Raw genomic sequence first — 13,144 nt, forward strand, 5'->3', positions numbered from 1 at the left:
TAGAACACAATCTTTTAATTAATATTCTTACTTTCTCTCTTTTTCTTAAAAATAAAGTATTATAAACCACTCTATTTCTCTTAATGATAAGGTTATAGAAAAATAGCTTGTACTTTTGCTCAAAAATTACTATTAAGGCTAGAAATGTTGCCCATTCCAATCATAGAGACTCAGGAAGTTCCTATTTTATATCCTGAGGGGATTAGGCTTTATCTCAAGCGAGAAGATAGAACTCATCCTCATATTTCAGGGAATAAGTATAGGAAATTAAAATACAACTTGGCAGAAGCTCTTAAAGAAGGTTACCAACGCTTAGTTACCTTTGGAGGAGCCTATTCTAACCACATTGCCGCTACAGCATATGCAGGTAAGGTAGTGGGAATGGAGACTATTGGAGTCATTCGTGGAGATGAATTAGCTCTTTGTGTGGAAGAAAACCCAACCTTACATTTTGCTAAAGAATGTGGAATGCAGTTCCATTTCATAACACGAGAAAAATACAGAGAAAAACATACTTTAGCATTCCAAGAAGAGCTCAGAAATCTTCTAGGTGCTCATTATTATGTACCCGAAGGTGGAACAAATGCCCTAGCAATAGAAGGAACAAAAGAAATTTTAACTCCTGAAGACCAAAAGTATGATTTTATCACCACAGCGGTAGGAACTGGAGGAACCATTGCAGGACTGATTCAGAGTGCTGGAAGTCATCAGAAAGTTTTAGGTTTCCCTGCTCTAAAAGGTGTTTTCTTAGAAGAAGAAATTAGAAAATGGGTGCCCGATAATCAGAATTATTGGGAACTTATTCACGATTATAACCTAGGAGGATATGCAAAGGTCAATGATGAATTTATTACTTTCCTGAATGATTTCTTTGCACAAACAAATATTCCTCTAGACCCCGTCTATACAGGAAAAATGATTTATGGAATTACAGACCTAATTTACAAAGGTTATTTTCCTAAGAATAGTTCTATTTTGGCTATTCATACAGGGGGATTACAAGGAATCTATGGAATGAATCAAAAACTTAAAAATAAAGGAAAACAAATACTTGATTATGAACAAAAAATTACTTAGCCTTTTGTGCTTATTCTTTTTGGTAAGCTGTCAAGCACCTCAAAAACGTGTTTCCTCTTCACGGAAACCTATCACACCTCGCCCTGTGGATAAAGTACTAACAGAGAAGCATACGCAAACTTTTATTAACAAAGAAGTTCCCGAGACCACAGAAGAGCTCGAAGCTACTTCGGCAGTAAAGGTAACTCCTGCGGTAATTCGTGAGTACATTGCTACCTATAAGGATATTGCTATGGTAGAGATGCAACGGTACAATATCCCTGCTAGTATTACTCTTGCCCAAGCTATCCTTGAGAGTGGTTCTGGACAAGGAAGACTTGCGCGTCATGCCCGTAATCATTTTGGTATCAAGTGCCATTATGGATGGGAAGGAGGGACTATCTTCCACGATGATGACGCCATAGGAGAATGTTTCCGGAAGTATGAGCACGCAGAAGCATCTTTTGAGGATCATTCTCAATTCCTTGTAAACCGTTCTCGTTATGCCTCATTATTCCAGCTCAAGCAAGGAGATTACAAAGGATGGGCTCACGGACTCAAAAAAGCTGGATATGCTACAGATCCTTCTTATGCTCAGAAGCTAATTAGTCTAATTCATAAATATGAGCTTCATCAATATGATGAGCAAGTATTAGGATACGCTTTCAAGGAAGAGAAGCCTCTCTCGCCTATTCCTAATACCCCTCCTGTAGTGGTAAGCCAAAAGAAACAGCCCACAAAAGTTATTTCCACCAAAACAAATGGTAATAATACCCAAGAAAAGGCTGTTCCTGCAAAGGCTCCCATAGTAGCTAATACGAATAAAAAGGAAACTCTTTCTGTTAAGAAAGATAGTACAACCATAGCTCCTAAGAAGGATAGTACAACTATTGCCCCTAAGAAAGATAGTACTTCTGTAGTTCCTAAGGGTGATAAGCAACAAATAGTAAAAACTACTCCCTCAGAAGATACTTCTTCCAAAGAGCCAATCAATATGGAGAAAATTAAGATGTATATTGTAGAAAAAGGAGATACTCTCTATGGTATCTCAAGGAGAACAGGAATCAGTGTAACTCAACTAATGAGCTTAAATAAAATGGACAATGCTAACCTAAGCCTAGGACAAATTCTTGTTATCCGTGAATAATATCATCTATAAATAGTTATATTTCAGTAGTATGTGGGGAAATCTTACTTTTATTCAAAAAATTTTTTTCATAATCAATCTGGGAGTAGGCTTAACTTTGCTTTTTGCTTACCTACTCCCTTTTATTCCTCCTAAGTATTTCGAATATGCTACCTTGAGTGTTTTTACTCCACTATTACTGATTACGAATATATTTTTTATCTTTTTATGGATATTGCTACGAAAATGGAACTTTATTTTTTCTTCAGTTCTTTTTTTAGTAGGATTACCTTTTATTCATCGGTTTATACAATTCTCTGGGGGAACTCCAGAGCAAGGACAGCTGAGCCTGATGAGCTTTAATGTCCGATTAATGAATCATTATCAATGGAGTAAGGATACAACTCTTCGTGAAAAAATTATTGATTTTCTCAAGGAAGAACATCCTCATATTGTTGCTTTACAGGAATTCTATAAGAAAGAAAGTGAAAGCTTCCCTTTTTATAAATATAAAAAATTTATCTACAAAAATAATACCGATAAAATAGGACAGGCTATCCTTAGTGATTACCCTATTATAGGAAGCGGTTCCTTGGATTTTCCTCATACAGGTAATAATGGTATCTTTGCTGATATTATTGTAGGACGTGATACTCTGCGTCTTTATAGCCTACATTTTGAATCATTTCATATTGATGATACCGAATTTACTCAGGAAAATTCCCGCAAAATACTCCTGAGCTTACATAAACGATTTGCTATCCAACAATCTCAGGTAGAGCTTTTCAGTAAGCACGCTTCTGGTTGTCCCTATCCTATTATTGTATGTGGGGATTTTAACAACACTGCCTTCTCTTATCTTTATCAGAAAATACAAGATCAAGGGCTTATTGACAGCTTCCAAGAATGTGGCAGTGGATTTGGTAAGACTTATAATTTTCCTTATTTTCCTTTCCGTATTGATTATATTTTTGCTGATCCTTATTTTAAAATTACTTCCCACAAAGTATATAATCATATTAATTACTCTGATCACTTTCCCTTAAAAGCTACTATGGGATTAAGATAATTAAGAATAGAGTTTAGCTCCTTCTAAACAAATCATAAATTCACAGCAAAAAAGTGATATTTACAAATAATATTGTATTTTTGCCCAGAATTTGGAAGTTCTAATAGAATAAAAAATGATAACAACAAAAACAAGAGAGAAAACCCCTTTTTTCACACGTAAAAGGCTTTTAAAATATTTCTGGGGAAGTATTCTAGCAGGAATAGGCTCAGTAATTTTTATCTTCTTTTTAGCTTCATTAGGCGTTTTTGGAGAAATGCCTGATTTTGAGAGTTTGGAAAACCCTGAGACAAACTTAGCTACTGAAATTATCTCAGCAGATGGTAAAATTCTTGGAAAGTTCTATTTCAATGATAACCGTACAGCAGTTACTTATAAGGAGTTACCTGAACACCTAGTGAATGCTCTTATTGCTACTGAGGATGAGCGTTTTGAAAAGCATTCCGGAATTGATGGGCGCGGAACACTGCGTGCTTTTGTATTCTTGGGTAAGCGTGGAGGTGCCTCTACCATTACCCAACAGCTTGCTAAGCTCCTTTTCCATCGTGAAGGTTCTAAAAAAGTTAGCAAACGTTATGTACAAAAAATAAAAGAATGGATTATTGCCATTCGATTAGAAAGACAATACACTAAGAAGGAAATCCTTACAATGTATTTTAACCAATATGACTTTGGAAATAATGCAGATGGAATCCGTTCTGCTGCTCGTATCTATTTCGGAAAAGAACCTAAAAACCTAAAAATAGAGGAAGGAGCTACTCTTGTGGGAATGTTCAAGAATTCTTCCTTATATAATCCTCGTACGAACCCTCAAGGAGTAACCAACCGTCGTAATGTGGTGCTTGCACAAATGGAAAAAAACCACTACCTAACCACTAAGGAAAAAGATTCTCTACAACAACTCCCTTTAGTGCTAAACTTTAATCCTGAAGGTCATAATGAAGGTATTGCAACTTATTTTAGGGAACATCTACGCTCTTTTATGAAAGATTGGACAGAGAAAAACCCTAAACCTGATGGTTCCAAATACGATATCTATTCTGATGGATTAAAAATATATACAACTATCGATTCCCGATTACAATCTATCGCTGAAGAAGCTGTACAAAAGCATATGAAAAACCTACAAAAGGCTTTTTTCAACGAAAATAATCCCAAAAAGAATAAAAATTTTCCTTTTGTAAATCTTTCTCAAGAAGAAGTGAACCGTATTATGGAACGGGCTATAAAAAATTCTGACCGATGGTATCATCTTAAGCAATTAGGACGTTCTGAAAAGGAAATTCGTGCATCTTTTGAGGAAAAAGTCCCTATGCAAGTTTTCTCTTGGAAAGGAACGATAGATACAATTATGACACCTATGGATTCTATTCGTTACTATAAAGCTTTCTTGCGAGCTGCCACTCTTTCTATGGAACCTCAAACGGGACATATCAAGGCTTGGGTAGGAGGTATTGATTATCGTAATTTTAAGTATGATCAGGTAGCACAAGGAGCCAGACAAGTGGGCTCTGCATTTAAGCCCTTTGTATATACAGCTGCCATTGACCAATTACATTACACCCCTTGCGATCAACTTCCTGATGTAAAAACTTGTATTGAGGCAAACAAATATGGAAATGGAAAAGAATGGTGCCCCCATAATACTGATGGCAAGTTCTCTGGTAGAATGATGACCCTTAAGGCTGCACTGGCAAACTCTATCAATTCTATTACCGCAAACCTAATGGATAAGGTAGGACCTGTCCCTGTAGTGAAACTCGTAAAGAAACTAGGTGTTACTGCTGAAATTCCGGAGCTTCCTTCGATCGCTTTAGGCTCTGCTGATATCTCCTTACTAGAAATGGTGGGTGCTTATGGTGTATTTGCTAATGATGGTATCTATGTGAAACCTATTATAGTAACCAGAATTGAGGACAGAAATGGACGTGTTCTTTTTGAATACACTCCCGAAACTCACGATGTAGTAAGTGAAGATGTCGCCAGAACAGTAATTAATCTTATGGAGGGAGTTACTCAATCAGGTTCTGGAGTACGCTTACGCACAAAAGGTGCTGATTCCTATAATGCAGTATATAAGAATGTTATTACAGGCTATCCGTATGCTTTCACTAATGCTATAGCTGGGAAAACAGGAACTTCTCAAAACCAATCTGATGGATGGTTTATGGGGATGGTTCCCAACCTAGTTACAGGAGTGTGGGTAGGTGCCGAAGACAGAGCTGTACATTTCAGAGGATTACAACTTGGACAAGGAGCAACAATGGCCTTACCTATCTGGGGATATTATATGAAAAAAGGATATGAAAATAAGGACTTAGGTATTTCAAAAGATGCCTTTGCAAAACCTAAGGGAGAGAATTATTCCTTAAATTGCCAAGGAAATGACCCTGTTGAATCCTCTGGAGGAGACTCAGAAGTAATAATTGATTTCTAAAATGATAAAAAAAACCTTTGTAAATTCTACAGAGGTTTTTTTTATTTATCCTATATCCTTAATTTTTCTTCTAAGTAATGTACTACAAGTAACCACCGCTCCTATAACAACTCCTAGAAGTCCGTGCATATTTACAGACTGTCCTGTTAGGTATAGGTTTGGAATATGTGTTTGTGGCATAATACGTGTATGAGCTACCTTATCACTACTTTTCTGGTAGCCATATACAGCTCCAGTAGGATTCCCTATATAATCTCTATAAGTTAAGGGAGTTGCTGTATAAATTGCCAATATATTACCTTTCAATTGGGGATAACGCTGGTATAAAAGGGAGAGTAATTCCTGTGCTTTCTTATTCTTGAAATGAGTATAGTCTTGAGACCTCTCTTCAGGTTCTCCTACAGTATTAAAAGTATTTTCCCATTCTCTCACCTGATTATAGTCCATATAAGCCATAATCGTCATATTATCTGTATAAATTCCCTTCTTAGGAGGATTCATAGAAAGCATATAGGAGGTGAAATTCTCTTCTGGAATCCCAGCATCTCTCCATACCTGCTCAGAGCTTTTGAACCAATAGAGATTATAAGGCTGATAAGGAATGTTATCAGGCTTAAGAACCAAGTGTAAGGAAAAAACACCTCTCGTTGGGGTAAGTGCTTCTATACGTTTATAATAAGAAGGTTTGAAGTGTTCCTTTCCTACAATTTGAAGTAACTGCTTAATGTCTATATCCGATATAAAATCCGTAGCAACAATTTTTTTATATTGTGATGTAATTACAGAATATATGTGTTCCTCTCGAATTTCAAAGGCAAGAGCCTGATGCTCTCTAAAAAGAGTTACACCAAGAGCTTGTAATTGTTCCAATAATAAATGTGTAATCTGAGAACCTCCCTTTTTGAGTCGCCAGGCACTTTCCATATAGGAGCTCACTGAAAGAGCGTGTAGGTACAAAGGTGTATAAGACGTAGCTCCTCCATATAAAAAATTATTTCCTACAAGAACCGATTGAAGAAGAGTATCTGAGGTAATCTCATTAAGATATTCCTTCAAATTAAGAGATAGAGTATGTATATCATACCCTATCCCATTACGAAATCTATACAATGGAAAACTATCACATAATTCTTGTAATCTAGTTATATAGCGACTAAGAGCAACCTCTTCTCTAGGAAAAAAAGGTAATAATTGCCTCATAAAGTTCTCCCCCCCTTGTGCGTGAGGGTAATAAATAGGCTCTGTCCCAAAGGTAACATAATCATACCCATTAATAGGCATACGTTCTAAGTCCAGACGTGAAGCAATACCTGCATAAGAAAAGTACTCATAAAGAGCCTGTCCTTTTGCCAAACCTCCTAAATAATGTACTCCCGTATCAAAAAGAATAGAATTGCGAGAAAATGTCTGTAAGTTCCCTCCAAATTGACTATTTTTTTCTATGACAGCTACTTTTTTCCCTTCTTTAGCAAGAATAAGAGCCGAAAAAAGTCCTCCCAAACCACTTCCTATGATAGCTACATCGTATTTTTGAGGCATTTAAACAATAAGTTTAATAACTAATTCCTAGAACCTTTATATAATGAGCATTCAGGTGCTCTCTCATTAGTTCTCGGAAAGAGGAAGGAGTACCGTGCTTAAGTTCTTCTAATAAATCACGATGAGTTACCTGCTTGCCTCCTTCTGGAAGGATGTAAGCTGCCTGATACCTATTCAAATCGTGTATATACTCGAAGATTTGTATAAATATATCCTGAAATTTCCTTAGAATATCATTCCCAGCCATTTCATAGAGCTTCCCGTGAAACTGACGCTCCGCCTCCAGTGAGAAATTAAAACCATCACAGCGCTGTTCCTCAGAATTGTCTACAATATCTTCTAATTCCTTAAGTTGTCGAGGTGTTTTGCGAGCAAAAACAAAATCAGACATTCCCACTTCAAGCATCAAGCGCAATTCGAAAAGTAAAGAAAGTTTCTTCACATTTACCAGAGCAGGATCTAGCATTTTCTCAAAATTATGCACCAAATCTGGTTCCAAAATAACCATTCCCCTATGTTTTCGTGATTCTATAAGCCCTAGAGTTCTTAAGCGTAGCATAGCCTCACGAACAGCGGTTCTGCTTACTCCTAATGATTCTGCTATTTCTAATTCTTTAGGCAAAGCATCACCCACTTTGAGTGCGTTATTTTTAATATAATCTATAATGCTCTTCTCTACCTTATCCACCAAGGTAGCATCATCTAAGAGATCCATCTTATCTTTCTCTAAAGGAATTACTCCATCTTTTAAATGCTTCATAAGAAGTTCTTTTTATCCAAGTTTTGTAAGCACAAATTTACAAAAAAGAAATGATATAAAAAAATACAATCTTAAGGTTTGTTTGTACAGAAAATAATTAATTATCTCCACTCGATTAGCTACTGAGGTAACGTAATAAAACTCTTTATTCGCAAGCTATTATCTATCAATCTATTAGACTATTTAAAAATTAAATTATTCATTAATAAAAAGTTAAATTTTTATTTTTTCTCATTTTGGCATTGTTTTTGAATAGTATTATTCGCAATTAAAAAGTTAAAAGCATAAATATAATTAATTATTTTAAGATTTTTGATATGAAAAAACATTTCACTTCTTTACTCTCTGCCATTATGGGAGGAGCTATAGCCATCGGAGGGTATCATTTTCTTGTAAAAGAAAATATTTCTGAGCATTCTCACCCTATTATCTCTGAAAGTTCTCAAGGAATTTCCTCAAACTTCCAACGAGTAGCTAATTTCAATTTTGATGAAAATAGTTTCATCAATGCTTCCAACAAGACTGTAAATAGTGTCGTTCACGTGAAGAATATGACTATATCCCCTGAAATTACTTCTATATTTGATCTTTTCAGTGGAAATACTCCACAAAGAGGTAATGGTAAAGAACGCTTGGCTGGTACTGGCTCAGGTGTTATTATTTCCCCTGACGGTTACATTGTCACTAATAATCACGTAATTAGTGGCGCTTCTTCTGTTCAGGTCACCCTAAATAATAACCAGACTTATAAGGCAGAAATTATTGGTTCTGATAGTAGTTCTGATATAGCTTTGCTGAAAATCAAAGCTCCAGAGAAACTCCCTTATCTTACCTTCGCAGACTCTGATAACACCCAAATCGGAGAATGGGTATTGGCCGTGGGAAATCCTTTCAACTTAACCTCTACCGTTACAGCTGGAATTATTAGTGCCAAAGCACGTAACTTAGGAAACCAATATAATGGGAAAGTAGAATCCTATATACAAACAGATGCTGCTGTAAATTCAGGAAATAGTGGGGGAGCTTTGGTAAATCTCAATGGAGACCTTATCGGAATCAATACCGCCATAGCTTCTGCTAATACAGGTACTTTTGTAGGGTATTCTTTCGCTGTTCCTAGTAATATTGCCAAAAAGGTAGTAGAAGACCTTATAGAATATGGAAATGTACAAAGAGGAGTTTTAGGTATTGCAGGTACAGAACTTAATTCTGAAACAGCTGAAAAACTCAAAACCAAGCAAACTGAAGGGTTCTATATAGATAGTGTAGATGAGGAATCAGGAGCTGAAAAAGCTGGAATCAAGAAAGGGGATATTATCACCCAGATGGATAACTTAAAAATACGTACTTTCTCTGACCTTAGTGGGCATATCAACACAAAACGTCCTAATGATACTGTAAAGGTTACTATTCTTAGAGATGGTAAGAGCAAAGATGTTACTGTTACCTTACAAAAAAATAGTTCTTATGTAGCTAATGATTTAGGAATTATTGTAAAAGACTTATCTGAAAAGGATAAAAAAGAATTTAAGCTAAAAAATGGTGTAAAAATCACTCAAACAAGCCCTCTTTTCATAGAAAATGGTGTAGACTTAACCGGAAAAGTACTTATTTCTATTAATGGAAAAGAGATTACTAATACCGATTCAGTGAAAAAAATCCTTGAGAACAGTAATTCACAACGCAATGCTATCATTGTACAAAACAAAAATGGTGAAAAAGAGCGTTATTTCTTATAGAAAATTATATTCATATCTTAGTTTGATTTTTGTTAGCATTAAAATAGTTTGCTTATAAGCAAACTATTTTTTTGTTATATCATATTTTATTTATACCTTTGTGCTGTTATGAATTTCAGATAAAACAATCCTTTATTAAGCATTAATTATGGATACTCGGAAAGATATTCGGTGGGCATTCATTTATTTTATAATAACTATCTCTCTTGGTTTTATCCTAAGGATAGCTTTTATTACAGGAGCTTTCTTTGACTTTCGTTATGTTACTCATGCCCATTCTCATACAGGGTTATTAGGCTGGGTATATAGTATTCTTACAGCTCTTATAGGGCAATATTTCCTAGAAGAGAGTGACCGGAAAGCCTACATTCCTATTCTTATCCTCACACAGATTAGTATTTGGGGAATGTTATTTACTTTTCCTTTCGGAGGATATTTTCTTTATTCCATTATCTTTTCTTCTTTATTTATTATTTCTAGTTATTGGTTCAGTTTTTTTTTCCTCAGAAGATGCAAAAAAAACATTCTTCTTAAGCATTCCTTACCTAAACTGCCTTTTTCTGTACAATTTGTCCGTTGGGGAATCTTTTTCCTAATTATCTCCAGCTTAGGAATATGGCTTCTACCTGTTGCTATCCAGCTAACAGGAAAGAATAGTGAATGGTACCAGAGTGCTATTTATTTTTTTCTACATTTCCAGTATAATGGTTGGTTCCTAGCAGTACTCATAGGGCTCTTAGTAGGCGAATTAGAAAAGAAAAATACCTACTCAAATGAGCAACTATCTACAGCTTATTATTGTTTTATTATAGGTACTTTAGGATCTGTGAGCCTATCTCTAGTAGGCTTTTTTGCACATCCACTTCTTTATATTATAGGAAATATAAGTGCTTTCTTTCTCCTAATAAGTATCTACCAACTCTATAGAACATATCTAAAATCTAAGGACAACTCCCTTTTATTAAGTATTTTTTTATTCTTGCTAAGTATCAAAACAGTTCTTATGTTTCTTGGTTCTTTTCCTTGGATTGCAAAAGTATTTCTTCTGAATAAAGATTTTATTATCAGTTATTTACATTTTACTTTTCTAGGAGTTATTGTATCTGGAGTTTTGCATTTTCTAGAAAAAAATATGAATATTCACTTTCCTGATTGGAGTATATCATTATATTTTACAGCATTTATAGGAACAGAAGCTCTTATCACTTACAAAGGTTTGGCTATTTGGAAGTATTTGACTATGCCTGCTAATTATTTCTCTTTGCTTGTTTTTTTTAGCTTACTTTTTCTAATTGCTACAGCAACCTGGATTTATAAAATATTTAATAAAAACAAGCTATAAAGTTAAATAAAATTTTATTTTAGTTAAATATTTCACCTTACACAAACTACTTTATTTAAAAGAATATTTTATAAATATCTGAAATACTGTAAATTAATAAAATATAATTTATTTTGCTTATTGACAGAAACACAAGTTATTAACAAAACCCTTTTATAAGACTATTGCGTATTTCATTTCTTTTTTAGATATTTGCGACCATAATAACTAATATTCCTAAGAAATGAAAAAATATATATTTTATCCTCTTTTTCTTTTTTTCTCATTACCCTTTTTTTCCTATGGACAGCAGAATGTTCGCACCAATAAACTTTCTGCTGTAGCTGAGAATATACTTTCACAAAGAGAAATCTTTGAACATAGTATCAAAAAAATTTACAAGCAAATACAAGGAGATATTTATGGACTTGATTACAACGCCTTTAGATATGCCTATATAGGATATCAGAATATGAAAATCCAAAATAAACTCAATGAGAAACGGCTACTTTCTATTATTGATTTTACCAAAAATAGTAGCCAGAAACGCTTCTATACTATTGATTTAGAGAATCAGCTGATTCTATATCATACTTTTGTAGCCCACGGGAAAAAAACAGGTATAGAGACAGCTACTTATTTCTCTGACAAAAATGATTCCAATAAAAGTAGTCTAGGATTCTATGTTACAGGGAAAACTTACAATGGCGATGCTGGATTCAGTCTAAAGTTACACGGTGACGAAAGAAATTATAATTCTAACGCCTATAAAAGAGGAATTGTTATTCATACGGCTGAGTATATGGATGAGTCTTTTCTAAAGAAAAATGGACGCTTTGGTAGAAGTCTAGGCTGTCCTGTGCTTCCCGCCTCTATATACAAAGATGTCATTGAGACTATTAAAGAAGGTACATTAGTTTTCGCTTATTATAATAACAAGCAATATCTTTCTTCCTCTAAATACTTGAAGATAAATAATCTCACTGAAAGCGGTCTTTACTAATGATAATACAAGAAGTTATAGATTTCCTAGAAGAGACTACTCCTTTAGCATATGCCGAGGGATTTGATAATGTAGGCTTATTAGTAGGAGATACTAATAATGTGGTTACAGGAGTTCTGGTTACACTGGATACACTGGAGGAAGTAGTGCAGGAGGCAATTGACAAAAATTGTAACCTCATTATAAGTTTCCATCCTATTATTTTCCAAGGTCTTAAAAAGCTCACCGGAAAAACCTATGTAGAACGTGCTGTTATGAAAGCTATTAAGAATGATATAGCTATTTATGCCATTCACACAGCTCTTGACAATTCTTTTCAGGGAGTAAATGCACGTATTTGTGATCGCTTAGGACTGACAAATCGACAGATTCTTATGCCACAATGCCATACCATACAGCGACTACTTACTTATGTTCCTGAAAAAGATGCAGATTCCTTACGCCAGAAGCTCTTTGAAGCAGGAGCTGGAAATATAGGTAACTACTCAGAATGTAGCTTCAACCTAAAGGGAATTGGTACTTTCAAAGGAAATGAGCAAAGCCACCCCACAATAGGAATTCCAAATAAATTTCACCAAGAAAATGAAGTGCAAATAGGAGTTATTTTTCCTAAACATTTACAAAAGAATATCCTGAAAGCACTCTTCCTAGATCATCCTTATGAAGAGGTAGCTTATGAGATTTATACGTTAGAGAATCAGCATCAACATATAGGATTAGGAATGATAGGCGAACTCCCCTCTCCTATGCAAGAAAAAGAATTTCTTTCTTTTGTAAAAGAAAATATGCAAACTTCGTGTATTCGCCATTCAGCTCTCTTAGGAAAACCTATACAGAAAGTTGCCGTATTAGGAGGAAGTGGTGCAGAGGCTATTGAGGCTTGCTTAGCCAAACAATGTGACGCTTATATCACTTCAGATATCAAGTATCACGAATTTTTTAAAGCTGAAAACAAAATTCTCCTTGCCGATATTGGTCACTATGAAAGCGAACAATTTACAAAAATGCTTTTATGGGAACAACTTAAGGAAAAATTTACTACCTTTGCACTCTATTTAGCAGATACAAATACAAATCCTATCAACTACTTATAG

General features: G+C 34.8%; 10 protein-coding genes. 8 read left to right on the top strand and 2 right to left on the bottom strand.

What is annotated here, in order from left to right:
- The first annotated feature begins 144 nt into the window (after positions 1 to 144).
- The 4 genes from RYK20_RS02450 to RYK20_RS02465 all read left to right on the top strand — a co-directional run bounded on the left by RYK20_RS02450 (position 145) and on the right by RYK20_RS02465 (position 5,688).
- Complete coding sequence (locus RYK20_RS02450) at positions 145 to 1,077, top strand: pyridoxal-phosphate dependent enzyme (RefSeq protein ID WP_314894295.1); 933 nt, start codon at positions 145 to 147, stop codon at positions 1,075 to 1,077.
- Positions 1,058 to 2,203: a glucosaminidase domain-containing protein gene (locus RYK20_RS02455; RefSeq protein WP_314894296.1), complete on the top strand. Its 1,146-nt coding sequence runs from the start codon at positions 1,058 to 1,060 to the stop codon at positions 2,201 to 2,203. The genes RYK20_RS02450 and RYK20_RS02455 overlap by 20 nt, the downstream gene beginning before the upstream one ends.
- A gap of 97 nt (positions 2,204 to 2,300) precedes the next feature.
- Positions 2,301 to 3,251, top strand: coding sequence for an endonuclease/exonuclease/phosphatase family protein (locus RYK20_RS02460; protein WP_314894297.1), 951 nt, complete (start codon positions 2,301 to 2,303; stop codon positions 3,249 to 3,251).
- Between the two features lie 115 nt (positions 3,252 to 3,366).
- Positions 3,367 to 5,688, top strand: coding sequence for a transglycosylase domain-containing protein (locus RYK20_RS02465; RefSeq protein WP_314894298.1), 2,322 nt, complete (start codon positions 3,367 to 3,369; stop codon positions 5,686 to 5,688).
- A 45-nt stretch (positions 5,689 to 5,733) separates the two neighbouring features.
- Here the strand turns inward: RYK20_RS02465 and RYK20_RS02470 are convergent, their stop codons facing one another.
- Together RYK20_RS02470 and RYK20_RS02475 are read right to left on the bottom strand one after the other, a co-directional pair.
- Positions 5,734 to 7,227 carry an NAD(P)/FAD-dependent oxidoreductase gene (locus tag RYK20_RS02470; RefSeq protein WP_314894299.1) on the bottom strand — a complete coding sequence of 498 codons (1,494 nt, stop codon included), beginning with the start codon at positions 7,225 to 7,227 and terminating at the stop codon, positions 5,734 to 5,736.
- 13 nt (positions 7,228 to 7,240) lie between these two features.
- Positions 7,241 to 7,987 carry a FadR/GntR family transcriptional regulator gene (locus RYK20_RS02475; RefSeq protein WP_297978446.1) on the bottom strand — a complete coding sequence of 249 codons (747 nt, stop codon included), beginning with the start codon at positions 7,985 to 7,987 and terminating at the stop codon, positions 7,241 to 7,243.
- A 317-nt stretch (positions 7,988 to 8,304) separates the two neighbouring features.
- Between RYK20_RS02475 and RYK20_RS02480 the strand changes: the two genes are divergently transcribed.
- The 4 genes from RYK20_RS02480 (at position 8,305) to RYK20_RS02495 (ending at position 13,144) form a co-directional block, all read left to right on the top strand.
- Positions 8,305 to 9,726 (top strand): trypsin-like peptidase domain-containing protein, encoded by a 1,422-nt coding sequence (locus tag RYK20_RS02480; protein ID WP_314894300.1) that lies wholly within the window; start codon positions 8,305 to 8,307, stop codon positions 9,724 to 9,726.
- A gap of 148 nt (positions 9,727 to 9,874) precedes the next feature.
- Positions 9,875 to 11,068 carry a hypothetical protein gene (locus RYK20_RS02485; protein WP_314894301.1) on the top strand — a complete coding sequence of 398 codons (1,194 nt, stop codon included), beginning with the start codon at positions 9,875 to 9,877 and terminating at the stop codon, positions 11,066 to 11,068.
- 223 nt (positions 11,069 to 11,291) lie between these two features.
- Entirely contained in the window at positions 11,292 to 12,050 is a 759-nt protein-coding gene (locus tag RYK20_RS02490) for a murein L,D-transpeptidase catalytic domain family protein (RefSeq protein ID WP_297980434.1), read from the top strand.
- Positions 12,050 to 13,144, top strand: a complete 1,095-nt coding sequence (locus tag RYK20_RS02495; RefSeq protein WP_314894302.1) for a Nif3-like dinuclear metal center hexameric protein — start codon at positions 12,050 to 12,052, stop codon at positions 13,142 to 13,144. Before RYK20_RS02490 ends, RYK20_RS02495 begins: the two co-directional genes overlap by 1 nt.

The sequence above is a fragment of the uncultured Capnocytophaga sp. genome (assembly GCF_963525585.1).
Taxonomy (GTDB): domain Bacteria; phylum Bacteroidota; class Bacteroidia; order Flavobacteriales; family Flavobacteriaceae; genus Capnocytophaga.

Excerpts from the sequence above, each read along its gene's own strand:
- RYK20_RS02475 (WP_297978446.1), bottom strand. The coding sequence starts at position 7,987 with ATGAAGCATTTAAAAGATGGAGTAATTCCTTTAGAGAAAGATAAGATG.
- RYK20_RS02495 (WP_314894302.1), top strand. The coding sequence starts at position 12,050 with ATGATAATACAAGAAGTTATAGATTTCCTAGAAGAGACTACTCCTTTA.
- RYK20_RS02455 (WP_314894296.1), top strand. The coding sequence starts at position 1,058 with ATGAACAAAAAATTACTTAGCCTTTTGTGCTTATTCTTTTTGGTAAGC.
- RYK20_RS02450 (WP_314894295.1), top strand. The coding sequence starts at position 145 with ATGTTGCCCATTCCAATCATAGAGACTCAGGAAGTTCCTATTTTATAT.
- RYK20_RS02490 (WP_297980434.1), top strand. The coding sequence starts at position 11,292 with ATGAAAAAATATATATTTTATCCTCTTTTTCTTTTTTTCTCATTACCC.
- RYK20_RS02470 (WP_314894299.1), bottom strand. The coding sequence starts at position 7,227 with ATGCCTCAAAAATACGATGTAGCTATCATAGGAAGTGGTTTGGGAGGA.
- RYK20_RS02485 (WP_314894301.1), top strand. The coding sequence starts at position 9,875 with ATGGATACTCGGAAAGATATTCGGTGGGCATTCATTTATTTTATAATA.
- RYK20_RS02465 (WP_314894298.1), top strand. The coding sequence starts at position 3,367 with ATGATAACAACAAAAACAAGAGAGAAAACCCCTTTTTTCACACGTAAA.
- RYK20_RS02480 (WP_314894300.1), top strand. The coding sequence starts at position 8,305 with ATGAAAAAACATTTCACTTCTTTACTCTCTGCCATTATGGGAGGAGCT.